The 16,140-nt window shown below is 65.8% G+C and carries 17 protein-coding genes; 7 read left to right on the top strand and 10 right to left on the bottom strand.

Translation table 11 applies throughout. The features are described from left to right. Window positions 1-58: 58 nt before the first annotated feature. Complete coding sequence (locus DIE29_RS02690; RefSeq protein ID WP_114649134.1) at window positions 59-2,137, top strand: putative bifunctional diguanylate cyclase/phosphodiesterase; 2,079 nt, start codon at window positions 59-61, stop codon at window positions 2,135-2,137. A 52-nt stretch (window positions 2,138-2,189) separates the two neighbouring features. On the opposite strand, the gene DIE29_RS02685 is transcribed toward DIE29_RS02690, so the two are convergent. The 10 genes from DIE29_RS02685 to DIE29_RS02640 form a co-directional block, all read right to left on the bottom strand. Further along, window positions 2,190-2,498, bottom strand: a complete 309-nt coding sequence (locus DIE29_RS02685; protein WP_108079575.1) for a c-type cytochrome — start codon at window positions 2,496-2,498, stop codon at window positions 2,190-2,192. 126 nt (window positions 2,499-2,624) lie between these two features. Further along, window positions 2,625-3,479: an NADPH-dependent 7-cyano-7-deazaguanine reductase QueF gene (gene queF / locus DIE29_RS02680; RefSeq protein ID WP_114650238.1), complete on the bottom strand. Its 855-nt coding sequence runs from the start codon at window positions 3,477-3,479 to the stop codon at window positions 2,625-2,627. A 44-nt stretch (window positions 3,480-3,523) separates the two neighbouring features. After that, window positions 3,524-4,060: an ATP-binding protein gene (locus DIE29_RS02675; RefSeq protein ID WP_114649133.1), complete on the bottom strand. Its 537-nt coding sequence runs from the start codon at window positions 4,058-4,060 to the stop codon at window positions 3,524-3,526. After that, window positions 4,054-4,278, bottom strand: coding sequence for a YgaP family membrane protein (locus DIE29_RS02670; protein WP_114649132.1), 225 nt, complete (start codon window positions 4,276-4,278; stop codon window positions 4,054-4,056). The genes DIE29_RS02675 and DIE29_RS02670 overlap by 7 nt, the downstream gene beginning before the upstream one ends. Further along, the gene (locus DIE29_RS02665; RefSeq protein WP_114649131.1) at window positions 4,278-7,544 is read right to left on the bottom strand and encodes an efflux RND transporter permease subunit; all 3,267 of its coding nucleotides are present in this window, start codon (window positions 7,542-7,544) and stop codon (window positions 4,278-4,280) included. Before DIE29_RS02665 ends, DIE29_RS02670 begins: the two co-directional genes overlap by 1 nt. After that, a complete protein-coding gene (locus tag DIE29_RS02660; RefSeq protein WP_114649130.1) occupies window positions 7,541-8,590 on the bottom strand; it encodes an efflux RND transporter periplasmic adaptor subunit in 1,050 nt (349 codons plus the stop codon). Before DIE29_RS02660 ends, DIE29_RS02665 begins: the two co-directional genes overlap by 4 nt. A 75-nt stretch (window positions 8,591-8,665) precedes the next feature. Then, window positions 8,666-9,055 carry a sirohydrochlorin chelatase gene (locus tag DIE29_RS02655; protein WP_108079569.1) on the bottom strand — a complete coding sequence of 130 codons (390 nt, stop codon included), beginning with the start codon at window positions 9,053-9,055 and terminating at the stop codon, window positions 8,666-8,668. Beyond that, window positions 9,052-9,864 (bottom strand): tRNA threonylcarbamoyladenosine dehydratase, encoded by an 813-nt coding sequence (locus DIE29_RS02650; protein ID WP_114649129.1) that lies wholly within the window; start codon window positions 9,862-9,864, stop codon window positions 9,052-9,054. Before DIE29_RS02650 ends, DIE29_RS02655 begins: the two co-directional genes overlap by 4 nt. Before the next feature lie 15 nt (window positions 9,865-9,879). Beyond that, window positions 9,880-10,845, bottom strand: a complete 966-nt coding sequence (locus DIE29_RS02645) for an MBL fold metallo-hydrolase (protein WP_114649128.1) — start codon at window positions 10,843-10,845, stop codon at window positions 9,880-9,882. A gap of 260 nt (window positions 10,846-11,105) precedes the next feature. Next, the gene (locus tag DIE29_RS02640) at window positions 11,106-11,531 is read right to left on the bottom strand and encodes a helix-turn-helix domain-containing protein (RefSeq protein WP_114650237.1); all 426 of its coding nucleotides are present in this window, start codon (window positions 11,529-11,531) and stop codon (window positions 11,106-11,108) included. A 183-nt stretch (window positions 11,532-11,714) separates the two neighbouring features. On the opposite strand from DIE29_RS02640, the gene DIE29_RS02635 reads away from it, so the two are divergent. From DIE29_RS02635 to DIE29_RS02610, 6 genes are all read left to right on the top strand, one after another. Continuing rightward, window positions 11,715-11,903: a helix-turn-helix domain-containing protein gene (locus DIE29_RS02635; protein WP_205409766.1), complete on the top strand. Its 189-nt coding sequence runs from the start codon at window positions 11,715-11,717 to the stop codon at window positions 11,901-11,903. A 273-nt stretch (window positions 11,904-12,176) separates the two neighbouring features. After that, window positions 12,177-12,431: a hypothetical protein gene (locus DIE29_RS02630; RefSeq protein ID WP_114649127.1), complete on the top strand. Its 255-nt coding sequence runs from the start codon at window positions 12,177-12,179 to the stop codon at window positions 12,429-12,431. Between the two features lie 182 nt (window positions 12,432-12,613). Next, window positions 12,614-14,434 (top strand): transposase domain-containing protein, encoded by a 1,821-nt coding sequence (locus DIE29_RS02625; protein WP_162860582.1) that lies wholly within the window; start codon window positions 12,614-12,616, stop codon window positions 14,432-14,434. Between the two features lie 79 nt (window positions 14,435-14,513). Next, a complete protein-coding gene (locus DIE29_RS02620; protein WP_162860581.1) occupies window positions 14,514-15,428 on the top strand; it encodes an AAA family ATPase in 915 nt (304 codons plus the stop codon). After that, window positions 15,428-15,643 (top strand): hypothetical protein, encoded by a 216-nt coding sequence (locus DIE29_RS02615; protein ID WP_114649124.1) that lies wholly within the window; start codon window positions 15,428-15,430, stop codon window positions 15,641-15,643. Before DIE29_RS02620 ends, DIE29_RS02615 begins: the two co-directional genes overlap by 1 nt. Beyond that, window positions 15,640-16,113 carry a hypothetical protein gene (locus DIE29_RS02610; protein WP_114649123.1) on the top strand — a complete coding sequence of 158 codons (474 nt, stop codon included), beginning with the start codon at window positions 15,640-15,642 and terminating at the stop codon, window positions 16,111-16,113. The genes DIE29_RS02615 and DIE29_RS02610 overlap by 4 nt, the downstream gene beginning before the upstream one ends. Window positions 16,114-16,140: the final 27 nt, after the last annotated feature.

Raw genomic sequence — 16,140 nt, 5'->3', positions numbered from 1 at the left:
CGCATGACGGGGGGGGGATGGGCCATGCCGGATTCTGATCGTCGATGACGACGTCGCCATGCGGCGAACGCTCCCGCAGGTGCTCGCGCTGCCCGGACGCCAGTTCGACGCCTGCGGCACGGTGGCCGAAACCCTCGCGCGCCTTGCAGAGCAGAACTACGAGCTGATCCTGCTCGACTACCGCCTGCCCGATGGCACCGGCCTGGTGGTGCTCGATTGGCTGTCCCGGCATCGCCGCGAAGAGGCGGTCATCATGATCAGCGGCGAAGATGCCATCGATGCGGCCATCGGCGCACTGCGCGGCGGCGCCGATGACTTCGTGCGCAAGCCCTATCATGTCGCGCAAATTCAACGCGCAGTGCACAGCGTCCTGCACCGCACCGCGCTGGAGCGCGCCAACCGGGCGATGAGCCAACGCCTGCGGGCGTCGGAGCGTTTGCACCGCTACCTGGTGGAAAGCTCGCCCGATCTCATCTTCACCCTGGATGCCGAGGGCCGTTTCAGCTATCTCAACCCACGTGCAGATGAGCTGCTGGGCCTTTCCCGCAGCCAGTTGCTCAAACGCCCGTTCATGCTGCTGGTCATGCCCGAGGATCAGGACCGCATGCAGGGGCTGTTGCAAGCGTGTCGAGACGGCCAGTCGAGCGGCTTCAATGTGGAGCTGCGCCTGCGTCGCAACCGCCATGGATTGGCTGACGACGAACATGCCTTCGTCACCGTCGCGCTAAACGGTGTGCCAATGACGAACGCTGAGCAGGACGGCAACTCCGGCATCGGTCTATACGGTGTGGCGCGCGACATTTCCGAGCGCAAGCGGGCCGAGGAAATCATCACCTTCCAGGCGTATCACGATCAGCTCACCCGCCTGCCCAACCGCGTACTGTTCCGTGACCGCCTCGAACTGGCCGTCGCCCAGGCACAGCGACGAGCCGGCACTTTGGCGGTGATGTTCATCGATGTCGATCGCTTCAAGCGCATCAACGACACCTATGGTCACGCCGTCGGCGACGCCTTGCTGCGCAATCTCGCCGAGCGCTTGGGCAAGACCTTGCGGCGGGGCGACACCCTGGCCCGACTGGGTGGCGACGAATTCACCGTGCTGTTACCGGATATCGGCTGCGCGGAAGATGCTCAAACCATCGCCCGCAAAATCGTCGACGCACTCTCAGCTCCCTTCATGCTCAGCGCGGGCCCCATTCGTGCCTCGGTGAGCATTGGCATTGCTCTGTATCCGCGCGACGGCCGCAGCGCCGAAGACCTCACCCGACATGCCGACGTGGCCATGTACAAGGTCAAACGCTCCGGCAAGAACGGCTTTCGCTTCTTCGATACCGAACTCGATAGCCATCACCGCCAGCGCGTGTCGCTGGAAAACGATTTACATGGCGCCATCGAGCGGGCGGAACTGGCGCTTTACTTTCAACCGCAGGTTTCGCTCGCACAGCGCCGGGTAGTCGGCATGGAGGCGCTCTTGCGCTGGAACCATCCGCTACATGGACAAATCGGCCCGGCCACTTTCGTACCGGTCGCGGAAGAGGCCGGCATGATTGGTGCGCTCAGCCGCTGGGTTCTGCACCAAGCTTGCCGCCAGCTTGCCCTGTGGCGGCAGGCCGGACACCTCGATCTACGCTTGTCGCTGAATCTGTCGCCGCACGACTTCGGCCAACCGGAGATGGTCGAGGACATCCTCAGTATTGTCGAACAGCACCGCATCCCCCCTAACCGGCTGGAGCTGGAGATCACCGAAAGCATGATGATGCAGGACGCCTGTGCCGCCACCACCAAGGTCCGCACCTTACGCGAAGCTGGATTTGGCGTGGCGATCGACGATTTCGGCACCGGTTACTCCTCGCTGTCCTATCTCCAGCAATTCCCGGTCAGCTGCCTGAAAATCGACCGCAGTTTCGTGCGCGAACTGCATGGCCCGACGATCAACCCGATCATTTCGGCCATCACCGGCATTGCCCGCGGCTTTGGTCTGCAACTCATCGCCGAAGGTGTCGAACAGGCAGAGCAAGCGCAGATGCTGCGCGCGCTCGGCTGCGACATCATGCAGGGCTACCATTTCGCCCCGCCGGCCGCCACCGCGGAAGCCGAACGCTGGCTGCGACACCCACCCAAAGGAGTTATGCCGTAACAAAAAACCAGCCCGCAGGCTGGTTTTTTTCAAGGCTTGATCGAGCGCGCGATCACTTCAGGCTCAGCACCCACTCGGCCAGCGCCTTGGCCTCGGCGTCATTGACCTGCGGGTTGGGCGGCATCGGCACCTTACCCCACACGCCGACCCCTCCTTTTTGGATCTTGGCAGCGAGCGTGGCCACCGCGTCTGCCTGACCGGCGTATTTAGCCGCGACCTCTTTATAAGAAGGGCCGACCATCTTCTTGTCGGTCGCATGACAGGCCAAGCAATTTTTCTTGCTGGCCAGATCGGCAGAAGCAAAGGCAGGGGCTGCAGACAGCAGGCCGGCGGCCACCGCGGCGGCAACGAACATCTTCATGATTTTCCCTCATTGTGGTGGTGGTGAAACACCCGCCGATACTAAACCAGACCGACCGCTCTTGCTACCCTGGAACACGATGGCTGACGTACTTTGGACGGCACCGGACCAGTGCAGCCGCGCCGCTCACTGGCGGACTTCCATGAAGTTGCCCGGGCTGCAGCTGCCGGGGGTGCCGCGCCAGGGATTGATGTCCAGGCCGCCGCGACGGGTGTAGCGCGCCCACACCAGCAGCGCCTGTGGGGCGCAGCGCGCCATGATGTCACAGAACATGCGCTCGACGCATTGCTCGTGAAACTCGTTGTGGCTGCGAAACGACACGATGTAACGCAACAACCCCGCTCGGTCGATCGCCGCGCCCCGGTAACGCACCGCAACCATGCCCCAGTCCGGCTGTCCGGTCACCAGGCAGTTGGATTTGAGCAGATGCGAGTAGAGCGTCTCCTCGACGACACGGCTGCAGCATCCAGTGCGCAGAAATTCCGGCGTCGGTTGGTAGGTATCGATCTCGATGTCCAGCTCATCCAAGCACAAACCGTCCGGCAGGCCGAAACTGCGCACGGTCGAAGCAGCCAGAGGGAAGACTGCCACGTTGACCGCAGCGCCCACCGCAGCGGAGAGGTCTGCGCGGACCGTCGCGGCCACCGCTTCGGCGCTGTCGAAACGGGTTTGGTTAAAGGCGTTCAGATACAGCTTGAGCGACTTGGACTCCACCAGCCGGGGCGAATCGGCCGGCACCTCGATATGCCCTAGCGCGACTACCGGTTTGCCGCGCGGGTTGAGCCAGGACAATTCGTAAGCGTTCCACAGATCGGCACCGATGAAAGGCAGAGCGTTAGCCGCAATGCCCAGTTCATCCCGCTTGAGCTGGCGATCGATGGGAAACAGCAGTTCCGGCGCATAAGTGTCACGATAAGCCACCGGGCGGCCCAGCGGTGAGGATTCGGCGCCATGAGGGGCGGGTTGCATGGAATTTTTCATGGGGCGCGATTGTAAGCGATCGCGCGCCGGCCAGGCGCTGGGCTTCATGCCGACGGCTCGACGGTGTCAAACACCAACGCACGCACACGGTTGCCGGGCGGCAGAAAGTACAACTCGTCAAAACACAGACTGCGCGCCAGCGCGATGCCGCGGCCGTTGGGCGCTGCCGCACGGGCCGGATCGGCTGCAAGCCACGGCCGCCAGTCGAAACCCGCGCCATCGTCGGCGATCTCGAAACACCAGCCGCCGACCATTGCCCAGGCACTGAGTACCACCTGCCGCTGCCGGAAACCCGGCATGTCGAGCCGCTTGGCAATTTCGGCTTGCCATCGTCCGCAGGCCAGCAGTTGGGCCTTCAAAGCATGATCCACGCCAAGATTGCCGTGCTCGATGGCATTGACCAGCAGTTCGATCAAACCACGCTCGACCCCGGCGGGACGCTCACACAGGGCGGACGCTTCACGCGCAGCCTCAGCGGCTTCGTCCAGGGTGCGCAGCGCGCGGCGATAACTGGGCGGCTGCGATGCGATCGTCCCAGTGCCCGGCGCCTCGGCGGCCAAATGCACAGCCGGTCTCAACAACCGCCGACGCTATCCTTGACGCCCAATTTGCGCAAAATGTTCTCCAGCGGACACAGCCCGGTGAAACCGCTTTGGAACAGATTGGCACCGACGAAGGCGGTCAACCACAGGAAGTGCTTGCTGACGAACAGCGGCGAAGCCTCCGCGCCGAGTGCGAGCGAAATCAACACGAAGGCGCCGGCGAAGATGCGTACATACTGGTTGGTGGTAAGCGTCATCAGGATTCTCCTTGCAACATGCCAACCCGGCGGTGCATGGCGGCATAGTAGAGCACCGGAATGACCACCAGGGTCAGCAGGGTGGACACCAGGATGCCAAAGATCAGGCTGATCGCCAGCCCGTTGAAGATGGGATCGTCGAGGATGAAGAAAGCGCCAATCATCGCCGCCAGCGCGGTCAGTCCAATGGGCTTGGCACGCACCGCGGCGGCGCGGATCACCGCGTCGGCGAAGGCCACACCTTCCTCAATCTGCTGGTTGATGAAATCCACCAGTAGGATGGAGTTGCGCACGATGATGCCGGCGAGCGCGATCATGCCGATCATCGAGGTGGCGGTAAATTGCGCCCCCAGCAAGGCGTGGCCGGGCATCACGCCGACGATGGTGAGCGGGATCGGTGCCATGATGATCAGCGGCACCAAATAGGAGCGGAACTGCGCCACCACCAGCAGATAGATCAGCACCAAGCCCACCGCATAGGCCGCACCCATGTCGCGGAAGGTCTCGTAGGTGACCTGCCATTCGCCATCCCATTTGAGCTGGTAGCCAGCATACGGATCCTTGGGCGCGCGGATGAACCATTCGCCCAGCCCGCCCGCGCGCCCCGGCCCTTCCAGTTGCAAGCCGGCCAGTTTGCTGCGGATGTCGAACATGCCGTAAAGCGGCGAATCCAGCCGCCCGCCCATGTCGCCGGTCACATAGACCACCGGCAACAGGTCCTTGCGATAGACGATTTGCTCCCGCTCGGTTTCGCGCACCTCCACCAGTTCCGACACCGACACCAAGGCGCCGTCGCGCGCGCGCACCTGCAGCCGCAGCAACTCGCCCACATCCGCCTGGCGGTTGGCGGGCAACTGGATACGCACCGGGATCTCGTACTTATTGTCGCCACCGTGGATCGGGGTGACGTTCTCGCCGGCCAACGCCAGACGCACCACCTCGACGATATCGGCCTGGGCGACGCCCATGCGCGCCGCTTTGGCCTGATCCACCCGCAGCACCAACTTGGGCGCAGCCTCGTCCACCGTGTCATCGACACTATGCACGTCCGCGGTGGCCTCGAAAGCGGCGCGCACTTGCTGTGCCACGGCAAGCTGGCCGGCGTAGTCCGGGCCGTAGAGCTCGGCGACGATCGGCGAGAGCACCGGCGGCCCCGGCGGCACTTCCACCACCTTGGCATTGCCGCCATTGCGCCGTGCGATCTCGGTGACCACCGCACGCGCGGCGCTGGCGATTTCGTGGCTCTTGCGCGCACGCGCCGATTTATCCACCAGATTCACCTGGACATCGCCCATCTCCGGCGCCGCGCGCAGGTAATACTGGCGCACCAAACCGTTGAAATTGATTGGCGAAGCGGTGCCGGCATAGGCTTGCCAGTCGGTGACTTCCTCGATCTTGCCGAGTTCTTCGCCGATCTCGCGCAGCACCCGGGCGGTCTCCTCCAGCGGGGTGCCCACTGGCATGTCGAGCACCACCTGGAACTCGGACTTGTTGTCGAAAGGCAGCATCTTGAGCACCACCCATTGCATTACCGGCAGCGCCAGGGATGCGGCGATCAGCAGCATTACCCCCAACCACAGCAGCCCGCGCCCCCGGGCGCCACGCCGGGCATCGAGCATCGGCCCCATGATGCGGCGGAACAGTCCGTCCAGCCGGCGGGTGAGGCGGTCTTCGGCCCCGGCATCGTGTCCGCCGTGCCCACGCAGCAGGCGCAGCGCCAACCAGGGCGTGACCACGAAGGCCACCGCCAGCGAGATGAACATGCCCATCGAGGCGTTGATCGGGATCGGGCTCATATACGGCCCCATCAGCCCGGTGACGAAAGCCATCGGCAGCAGCGCCGCGATCACGGTGAAAGTGGCCAGGATGGTTGGCCCGCCGACTTCATCGACCGCGCGGGGAATGAGTACGCGCAGCGGCGTGTCTGGCTCCAGCGTCTTCCAGCGGTGGATGTTCTCGACCACCACGATGGCGTCGTCGACCAGAATGCCGATGGAGAAGATCAGCGCGAACAGACTCACCCGGTTGAGGGTGAAACCCCAGGCCCAGGAGGCGAACAGTGTGGCCGCCAGGGTCAGGGTGACCGCCACGCCGACGATGACCGCCTCGCGGCGGCCGAGCGTGAAGAGCACCAGCAGCACCACCGCCGCGGTGGCGAACACCAGCTTGCCGATCAACTGATTGGCTTTTTCGCTGGCGGTCTTGCCGTAGTTGCGGGTCACCGTGAAGTGGACGCCTTCCGGAATGATCGCCCCGCGCAGTGACTCGGCGCGCGCGATGAGCTGCTCGGCCACATCGGCGGCGTTGGCACCGGGCTTTTTGGATACCGCCAGGGTCACCGCCGGAAACACGCCATGCGCGGACACACCCGCTGCCTCGGCCGCCGCCCCGGTACCGAACCACACGTAGCGCGCTGGCTGTTCCGGACCATCCTCCACTGAAGCTACATCGCGCAGATAAACCGGCTTGCCGTCGGCCACCCCGACCACCAGCCGGCGCACATCTTCGGCCGATTCTAAATAGGTGCCGGTTTGCACCAGCACCTCGCGGTTGTTGCGCACCAGCGCACCAGCCGGCTGCGATGCATTGGCTAGTTGCAACGCGGCACGAATATCCTGCGCGGTGATGCCATGCGCATTCATGCGCTGGCTGTCCATATCGACCCGCACCACGCGACCGGGCCCGCCGATGGTCACTACATCGCGGGTGCCGGGCAGACGCTTGAGTTCGAGCTCCACCGCGTGCGCCACCTGCTGCATCTCGAAAGCGGAGCGCTCGGGGTCGGCTGTCCAGAAGGTAAGGCTGAGGATGGGCACATCGTCGATGCCCTTGGGCTTGATGATCGGCTCGCCCACACCCAGTTCCGGGCTGATCCAATCGCGGTGCGAATGAATGGTGTCGTACAAGCGCACCAGCGCGTCCTGGTTGGGCACGCCGACCTCGAACTGCACGGTAATCACCGCCAGTCCGGGCCGCGACACCGAATACACATGCTCGACACCGGCCATGCGCGACAGCACCTGCTCGGCCGGGCGTGCCACCAGCGCCTCCACATCCCGCACCGCCGCACCGGGGAAAGGCACGAACACGTTGGCCATGGTGACATCGATCTGCGGCTCCTCTTCCTTGGGAGTGATCAAGGTCGCAAATACCCCAGCCAACAGTAGCACCAAGGCAAAAAGCGGCGTCAGCGCATTGCTTTGAAAAGCCCTGGCCAGCCGCCCGGATAGGCCGAGCGCGGCCTCTTGACCCGCTACCCGGCTCATCGTGACGGCCCCGCCGCCGCCTCGATGCCGGCCGCCACCGGATCCAGCGCAATGGTTTCGCCCTCCCGCAGCCCGGCCAAGACCTCGACCTGCCCATCCGCTTCCGGCGCACCGATGCGTACCTGACGCAGGGTGAAACGCCCGGCGGGGCTGGCCACATAAAGCGCGGTGAGCTCGCCACGGCGCAAAATGGCCGCGCTGGGCACTTTGAGTCGCACCGCATCGCCGCCCAAGAGGTGGACCCGGACGAACATGCCCGGCAACAAGCCCTCGACCCCAGGCGGCAGGTCCACCCGCACACGCAAAGTGTGGGTACGGGTGTCGGCCGCCGGCAGCACGGTAACCGCTGCCGCGTCGATGAAGCGGCCGTCGTCGACGACTTCGATCCGCGCACTCATCTGCGCAGCGGACACCTCGGCAAACTGGCGCTGCGGCACATCCACCACGGCACGCAGCGTGCCCGGGTGATAAACGGTGAGCAAGGGCATGCCGGGCTGCGCCATTTCGCCCGCCTCAGCATGCCGGGCGGCAACTAGCCCGTCCAGCGGTGAGCGCACCTCGGCATAGTCGCGCGCCACGGCGGCCTGTCTGCGCGCTGCCTGTGCCGCACGCAGGGCAGCCTCTGCCGCGTCCAAGGCGGCACGCGCCTGGTCCAGCGCAGCCTGGCTGATGAAACGCTGCGCAAACAGCGCCTGGCTGCGGACAAAGTGGGCACGGGCGTTGATCGACGCCGCCTCGGCCTGCGCCACCCCGGCCTCGGCCTGCGCCAATCCGGCGGCCGCCTCTTCGGCATCGATGCGTACCAGAACCTGGCCCATGGCCACCCGGTCACCGGCATCGACCGTGTATGCAAGGATCCGGCCCGGTACCCGCGCCGCCACCACGCTTTGCTGCACCGCCTCGATGGTCGCTTCAAAAGGCGTGCGCAGCGCCGCCCTGGCAGCCTGAACGCGCAGGGTCGGCACCTCGGCCACAACCGCAGCGCTGACGGCAACCAAGACGACACCGATGCACAGGCGCTTGATGTAGTAGAAGATAGCGTTCATGTTTATTAGTATCTTCTAATATATTAAGGTGTGTCAATCTGCCGCGCACACGCAGCCGGACACGCCATCGTGAGGTCAGCGTTGAGGCTGTATCGAGGCAAAGCCCAACACGGCTGCCGCCATGGCCGCCAGCACGCCATCATCTTCGCCAATGACCGGTGCGAGCGTAAAGTCGGTGCCCGGATGTCGCCGCCGGGCGGCTTCGACCCGCAGCGGCACATCGCGTTTGAGATGACCGCCCTGCGCCAGAAATATCGGCACCACGGTCACCGCCCGTGCGCCATCGGCCACCACCGCATCGACCGCCTGGTCCAACGTCGGGCTCATGAACTCCATGAAGGCCAGCTCCACCCGCACATCGGGCGCACTTTGCAGCAAACGTGCGCGCATCCGGCGCATCGGCGCGGCCCATTCCGGATCGCGGGCGCCGTGACCAAACAGGATGATGGCCCGATCCTGACTCATGTTTTCCCTCTCCCGGGAGATTGCGCATCCGCGCCAACCGTTATCAGCAGACGTTCGACCGCCCGCGCGGCCGCGGCCAAACCAACGCTTGCGGTCATCATCATGCTGGAGCCATAGCCCGCACAACTCAGCCCCTGCGGCCCGCGGGCGTTATCGCACGCTCGCTGCGGCCGGCGCACGGGTTCATCCACATAGACCACCTCGATACCGAACTTGCGCCGCGGCTCTCGCGGGTAACCGTGCTGCCGGCGCAAGCGCGCGCGCACCTTGGCGAGCAAGGGGTCCTGGCTGCTGCGTGCCAGATCATCCACACGAATGGCGCAGGGGTTGGTCTTGCCACCGGCGCCACCGGTCATCGTCAGTCCGATGCCACGGGCCCTACAGGTGAGGGCAATGGCGATCTTGGCGCTCACGTGGTCAATCGCATCGATGACATGATCGAAGCCTTGCAGCAGCGCACCGGCATTGTCCGTGGTCACGAACGCTTCGACCGGATCAACGACGAGCTGCGGATTGATGGCGCACAGACGCTCTGCCATGGCCAGCACCTTGGCCTGCCCAAGGGTGTATTCCAGCGCATGCGCCTGGCGGTTGATGTTGGATTCGGCGACATGGTCCAGATCGATCAAGGTAAGCCGCCCCACGCCGCTACGGGCCAGTGCCTCTGCCGCCCACGAGCCGACACCGCCGATGCCCACCACGCAGAGGTGAGCGGCGGCCAGTCGAGCCAGTGCCTCCTCCCCATACAAGCGTGCAATGCCACCAAAGCGGCGCTGCGGGTCAACCTCGAACCGGGGATCGGCGTGCATGGCTGTCCGGTCCGCTCAAACCGTTTCGGGCTCGGGTACGCGCAGGCTGTCCAGCCAGACGCCCAGCCCCTGCGCGTTGAGTTCGAGATCGTCGCGCAGCAATTCCAGCATGTCGTTTTCGGACAAGGTCCAGCCCTGGCGGGCGGCTTCCTCGCGGGCAATCTGCTCCAGTCCGGCGAGAATCTCCACATGACGCGCCACCCCATCGCCGCGCGCGGCCCGCGCCACCGCCACCTGAGTGTCGATCAGCCGGTGCAGGTCGGCCGCCAGACGCCGCACATCGGTGACCCGGCTGTAATGGGTCAAGTACATGGCCTGCGGATCGAAAGACAGCATGCGGTCGATCGACGCATGCATGGCGTCGGGATCGAACTGGGTGGGCGTAGTGGTCGGAAAGATGAACGCCCGCCCATCCACATCCAGTTCCCGATAGGACAGCCCGAACGTGTCGCCGGTGAAGAACGCCTTGGCCACTTCATCCCAAATGCAGATATGGTGGCGGGCGTGACCAGGGGTGTGCAGTACCCGCAGGCAGCGCCCGGCCAACGTCAAAACCTGGCCGTCGGCCACCGGCTCGATGCGTTCGAGCGGCACCGGGACCAGACGGCCATACAGCGAAAAAGCGCGCTCGGCGCCATAGACTGCGGCCGTCGCCTCCCACAGGCGCTGCGGATCGGCCATGTGCCGCACCCCACGCGGATGCACCGCCAAGCGCGCGTTGGGCAGCGCGCACATCAAGCTGCCCGCGCCGCCGGCATGATCCAGATGAATATGGGTCAGCATCACCCAATCGACCGCCTGCGGCGCAATGCCCAGACTGGCCAGTACCGCGAGCACCCGTGACACCGAGGCATTGTTGCCGGTATCGACCACAGCCGCGCGACCTTCATGGACCATTACATGGATCGCCGCAAGCTGGGGGCGTCCATAACCGGAATCGACCGCATAAATGCCATTGGGATGGGCAATGACGTCCTGCACGATGGTCTCCCTCCTCTGTGCGCGAATTATTTGGCGCAATTGTATCCCCGGTGAGGGTTTGCAACTGGTTTGAGAGCAAGTGGGGAAGATGGGGCGGAGGGCGGGATTTCTTTGTCTGGCGCGGGGTTGGGTGAGTTATCCACAGGGGTGGCGATTTGAAGTCAGCCTGTGGATAAGTCTGTGGATATTTATTTTTTGGCAACCGGTATGCAAGCGCTTGGACGTTTTCGGCGGGGCGTTCAAAGGCGTTCAAACGGGGTTCAGGCGCGTTTCTTGAGGCGGTCGAGTTCGGCGCGGAGTTCGATAAGCGCGCGCTCTAGCTCGCGCCGCCTTGCCTCGTCCTGAGCGCGCGCGAAAAGGTCGGCGAGCATGCCGTCGGGGTCGTCGGAGGTCTCGACCAGCTCGATGAGGTGATGCCAGCGGCGGCCGCGCGGGCCGGGAACCGTTTCACTCTCTTCTTGATCTGGTGCGGGCTTTGGCAGCATCTCGCCCTCACCCGTGAGCAGCCAGCGCATGTCCACGCCTGTTCTGGCGATGGCGGCAAGGGCAGACGATCCTGGTTCGCGTTCAGCGTTCTCATAGCCGACCAGTGTGCGCTTTGGTATGCCAGCGCGACGCGCGAACTCATCCTGCGTCAGGCCGAGCGCGTGACGCCATGCCTTGATCCTTTGAGCAAGCTCAGACACTTCGGCTTCCCCACTTGACTTGATCAAGCGGGGAACGTGCAAGCGGGGAATTTCCCCAGTTCACCGGTTTTAAGCGGTGAAAAGCGGGGAACAAAAAAATTCCACGATTGCGCTTGACAAGTTCCACGATTGAGCTATATTGTTGCCATCACATCGCACATGATGGCACAAAAAATGACACGAGTGAGAACTTTGGAAGAGGCGAGGGCCGACTTAGACAGGCGCGGCAAGACGATTCGCCAGTTTGCCCGGGAGATCGGCGTCTCTGACCGTATCGTCTATGAGTTGCTGCGTGGCCGGTTCAAAGGGAGGCGCGGTCAGGCGCACAAGGCAGCAGTGTTGCTTGGCATCAAGGACGGAGTGGTCGAATGACCGCTTACACACTTGAGCAACTCGCCGAGTGTCTCGGCGTGTCCAAGGATGCCGTGAAAAAGCGGGCCCTCCGCGAATCCTGGCCCTACACCGAGGAGACCTGCCGGGGCGGCAGGCGGCGGCTGTATGACCTCTCGGCGCTGCCACCGGAGGTGCGCGAGCGGGTGGAGCGCCATCTGATCGTGCAGCAGGCGGCGGCGATTGCCGCCCCAGGCGGCGATGCGGGTTTTTTCAACGCGGCCCTCGCGGGCCATTCAGCAGACAGGAGGAAGCATGAAGAAGTGGGATATGGAAAAGGACGAGTGGGCGTATTACCAGTCGGAGGCGCTGGCGCCGGAGGCGGTGGCCATCTGCGGGGCGCGGCGCGTGACGTGGAAGGCGCTGTGGCAGGTGCAGATGGCGATCTACAAGACGCTGCACGGCATCATCCGCCCGGAGATCATGGCGGAGAAGGTGATACGGGCGGTCAGGCGATCGGAGCGGGATATCGCGCGCGGGGCGGTGTTTACCGAGATCGTGCAGGCGTAGACGCTGGCGGCTGGCGCATGCCAGCCCCCGGCGGCGAGCCTATCGGCGGGGCGTGCTCCAGCCCCGCCCCTGACGGGGCCGCGCCCGCCAGCGCGGACGGTGGGCTCGCCGGCGGGGGTGGCGTTAGCCGACATTGCCAGTCGGCCCAGAGCCTCGGCCATGGGAGCGGCGCGCCGCTGCCCATGGCGGCACCCGGTGATGCCGTCCGACGGGTCGGCTTGGCCGGGAAAGCGCCCCAGGCGGGTGGGACGCCCGCTGTAGCGCTGAAGGCCGGATCGTCCAATCCGGCTACCCCCGCCACCTTTCCCGATCTTCAACAGGATACCGATGCGCCATGGCATCGGATGGTGGATGAGCTGGCCGCGCGCCCTGAGCGGGTGCGCGAGGAGGCGCTGCGGCGGGCGCGGGCGTGTCTTGTGATCAAGAGGCTCGTCGATGGCGGGATGCCGGCGCGGGCGGCGATGCAGGCGGCGGCGCAGGAGACCGGGGTTCCGGCGGGGACGCTGGCGCGGTGGTGGTGGGGGTATGGGGCGCTGGCTGGCGTGCAGCATGCGCCGGTGGCGGCGTGGCCGGCGTTGCTGGCGCCGCGCTGGGGGGTGCAGCCGCAGCGGGAGGCGGAGATTTCCGGCCCGGCGTGGGACGCCATTTTGAAAGACTATTTAAGGCCTGAGAAGCCTGCTTTGACGGCGGTTTACCGCCGGGTGAAGGCGGCGGCGGCGCGGCATGGCTGGGCGATGCCGTCGTATGACTCGGTGGCGCGGCGGATCGCGCGGCTGGACCCACGGCTGAAGTTGCTGGCGCGGGAGGGGAAAAAGGCGTTCGAGGCGAGTTTTCCTGCACAGAAGCGGTCTGTGGCGCATCTTGCTGCGCTGGAGTGGGTGAACGCGGACGGGCACAGATTGGATGTGCTGGTGCGGCTGCCGGATCGCTTCGGCGGCGGGGTGGGCCGGGCGCATCTGGTGGCGTGGCAGGACGTGTATAGCCGGAAGATTCTTTCGTGGCGGCTGACGCCGACCTTGAACGCGCTGAGCGTGTTGCTGGCGTTCGGGGAGATGGTGGAGCGATACGGCATCCCGGAGCACGCGCTGATGGACAACGGGCGGGAGTTCGGGGCGAAGTTGATTACGGGCGGGGTGCCGTGGCGCTTCCGGTTCAAGACGCAGCCGGACGAGATGTTGGGGGCGCTGCCGCTGCTTGGGATCGAGGTGCATTGGGCGACGCCGTTCCACGGTCAGGCGAAGCCGATCGAGCGGGCGTTTCGCGATCTGTGCGAGGAGGTGGCGAAGGATCCTCGGCTGGCCGGGGCATATACCGGCAACAAGCCGGACGCGAAGCCGGAGAACTATGGGTCGAGTCCATGCGAGTGGCAGTTGCTGGAGCAGGTGGTGGCGGAGGCGATTGCGCGGCACAACGCGCGCGAGGGGCGGCGGACGGAGACGGCGCGCGGGAGAAGCTTCGATGCGACGTTCGCCGAGAGCTACGCGCGGCGGGTGGTGACGCGGCTTTCCAAGAGCCAGCGGGCGATGCTGCTGCTTGCCGCAGAGCCGGCGACGGTGCGGCCGGATGCGTCGATCGAGGTGTGCGGCAACCGCTATGGGCTGGGCGAGTTCGGCGCGGCGCTGGTGGGGCAGAAGGTGGTGGCGCGGTTCGATCCGGACGATCTTGCCAAGCCGTGCCACGTGTTCGGGCTGGATGGGCGCTATCACGGGACGGCGGATTGCCGGGTGCGGCGCTTCGACGATCAGGCGGCGGCGCAGGCGGATAAGCGCTGGCGGGCGGCGGCGCGGCGAGCGGCGCGGGAGCGGCTGAAGTATCTGGAGAAGGTGGAGCGGGTGCTGCCGCAGGCGGCGGGCGAGGCGGCGGTCGAGCCGGCGGCGGTGCGGTTGTTCCAGGCGGGTGCGCTGGCGGCGCGGCGGCCCGAGGAGGATGCGCGGATCGATGAGATGGTGGCCAGGACGGATGCGCTGATCCTGGAGATGGCGCGGCGGCAGTTGGCGGGGTGATGGCATGGATTTGCGGGCCAGAGGCCCGCGCACCGGCGCACCGGGCGGCGCGCCGGGTTTCAGGCAGACGGAGAACGATATGCAACAGGCAGCAGTGGATGTGATCGAGCGGGTGCGCGGGCTGATCGAGGCCGGCGAGACGACGCAGAGCAAGGTGGCGAAGGAGGCCGGGGTATCCACTTCGGCGCTCTCGCAGGTGCTGGCGGGGTCGTATGCGGCGGATCCGGCGCGGATCGTGGAGCGGCTCTCCGCATGGCTTTCCGCGCGCGATGAGCGGCAGCAGGCGCGGCTGCCGCAGGCGCCCGGGTTCGTTGCGACGCCGACGGCCGCTCGGGTGCTGGCGGCGCTGGCTTACGCGCAGATGGCGTCCGATGTCGCGGTGATCTACGGGGCGGCTGGGGTTGGTAAGACGCTGGCGGTGACGGAGTATGCCCGCACGCGCCCGGCGGTGTGGGTGGCGGTGATGACGCCGGGGCACGCGGGGGTGACGGCGTGCCTGGAGGAGGTGGCGGCGGCGGTGGGGGTGAAGGATTGCCCGCAGTCGCCGGCGCGCATCCATCGGGAGATCGTGGCACGGGTGCGCGAGACCGGGGGTCTGATCGTCGTGGATGAGGCGCAGCATCTTTCGGTGGCGGCGCTGGATGCGTTGCGGTCGATCCACGATGCGGCGGGGGTGGGGCTGGCGCTGGTGGGCAACGAGATGCTCTACACGCGCATGACGGGCGGGGTGCGGGCGGCTTACCTCGACCGGCTGTTTAGCCGCATCGGGAAGCGGGTGCGATTGGCCCGCGCGCAGGATGCGGACATCGAGGCGGTGGCGCGCGCTGCGGGCGCCGAGGCGTGGCGCGAGGTGATGGAGATCGGCCGCGGGCACGGGGCGCTGCGGGCGGCCGTGAAGGTGATCCGGCTGGCCCGGATGATGGCGCAGGCGGCGGGCGAGGCGATGGCGGCGTCGCATGTGGCGGCGGCGCGGCGCGATCTGGAGGGGGTGTGATGAGCCTGGTGGAGCGCATCGAGTGCGGCATGGCGACGGTGGAAGATGCGTGGGTCGTGGCGCGATTGATCGCGCGCCTTGGCCGGTATGAGCTGGCGCTCAAGGACATCGCCATTCATGGCGACCGCGGGGCGGCGATGAAGGCGGCGGAGGCGCTGGCGGATGGTTTTCGGAGCGGGCCCGTGGCGGCGGGCATTGAAAAGGAGTGTGAATGATGGCCAAAACGGCTTTGAAGAATGTTGAAACGCAGGCAGAGGCGAAGGTGCCTAGCGGGGTGAGGATCGTCGATGGGCAGGAGATGACGCTGGATCCCGCGACGGTGAAGCTCCTGATCGATGGCTGGCGGATCAAGGGCGAGATCGAGGCCTTGCAGCAGCGGCTCGACGAGATCAACCGCGTGCTGGCGGATGGCTTCGAGTGCGGCACGCGGCTGTTCGCCACCGGCGTGTGTGCGGCGACCGTGGTGTGCCGCGAAGGCGTGAAGATCAAGGACGCCGAGCGGCTGAAGGCCGTGCTGGGCTTTCGCTTTGCTGATCTGGTCAAGGAAGAGACGGTCTACAAGCCGGAAGAGAAGCTCAAGGAGATGGCGGCCGACGGTGACGAGCCGCTGGCCCCGGCGATCCGCGCGTGCCTGACGGTCTCGACGGGCCGCAGTGTGACATGGCGCGCGGCGCGGGAGGCTTGACGACGCTGTTTGCCGCATGAACCCTGC

This window comes from Pseudothauera hydrothermalis, assembly GCF_003345255.1.
GTDB classification, from domain to species: Bacteria; Pseudomonadota; Gammaproteobacteria; order Burkholderiales; family Rhodocyclaceae; genus Pseudothauera; species Pseudothauera hydrothermalis.
The sequence above is the reverse complement of the archived record's forward strand: the minus strand, read 5'-3'. Positions and strand labels throughout refer to the sequence as shown.

What these genes read in the sequence shown, in the direction of transcription:
- DIE29_RS02685 (WP_108079575.1), bottom strand. Translation starts at nt 2,498, where the DNA reads ATGAAGATGTTCGTTGCCGCCGCGGTGGCCGCCGGCCTGCTGTCTGCA.
- DIE29_RS02625 (WP_162860582.1), top strand. Translation starts at nt 12,614, where the DNA reads ATGGCGGCACCCGGTGATGCCGTCCGACGGGTCGGCTTGGCCGGGAAA.
- DIE29_RS02690 (WP_114649134.1), top strand. Translation starts at nt 59, where the DNA reads ATGCGGCGAACGCTCCCGCAGGTGCTCGCGCTGCCCGGACGCCAGTTC.
- DIE29_RS02615 (WP_114649124.1), top strand. Translation starts at nt 15,428, where the DNA reads ATGAGCCTGGTGGAGCGCATCGAGTGCGGCATGGCGACGGTGGAAGAT.
- DIE29_RS02650 (WP_114649129.1), bottom strand. Translation starts at nt 9,864, where the DNA reads ATGCACGCCGATCCCCGGTTCGAGGTTGACCCGCAGCGCCGCTTTGGT.
- DIE29_RS02660 (WP_114649130.1), bottom strand. Translation starts at nt 8,590, where the DNA reads ATGAACGCTATCTTCTACTACATCAAGCGCCTGTGCATCGGTGTCGTC.
- DIE29_RS02610 (WP_114649123.1), top strand. Translation starts at nt 15,640, where the DNA reads ATGATGGCCAAAACGGCTTTGAAGAATGTTGAAACGCAGGCAGAGGCG.
- queF (WP_114650238.1), bottom strand. Translation starts at nt 3,479, where the DNA reads ATGAAAAATTCCATGCAACCCGCCCCTCATGGCGCCGAATCCTCACCG.
- DIE29_RS02665 (WP_114649131.1), bottom strand. Translation starts at nt 7,544, where the DNA reads ATGAGCCGGGTAGCGGGTCAAGAGGCCGCGCTCGGCCTATCCGGGCGG.
- DIE29_RS02630 (WP_114649127.1), top strand. Translation starts at nt 12,177, where the DNA reads ATGAAGAAGTGGGATATGGAAAAGGACGAGTGGGCGTATTACCAGTCG.
- DIE29_RS02670 (WP_114649132.1), bottom strand. Translation starts at nt 4,278, where the DNA reads ATGACGCTTACCACCAACCAGTATGTACGCATCTTCGCCGGCGCCTTC.
- DIE29_RS02620 (WP_162860581.1), top strand. Translation starts at nt 14,514, where the DNA reads ATGCAACAGGCAGCAGTGGATGTGATCGAGCGGGTGCGCGGGCTGATC.
- DIE29_RS02655 (WP_108079569.1), bottom strand. Translation starts at nt 9,055, where the DNA reads ATGAGTCAGGATCGGGCCATCATCCTGTTTGGTCACGGCGCCCGCGAT.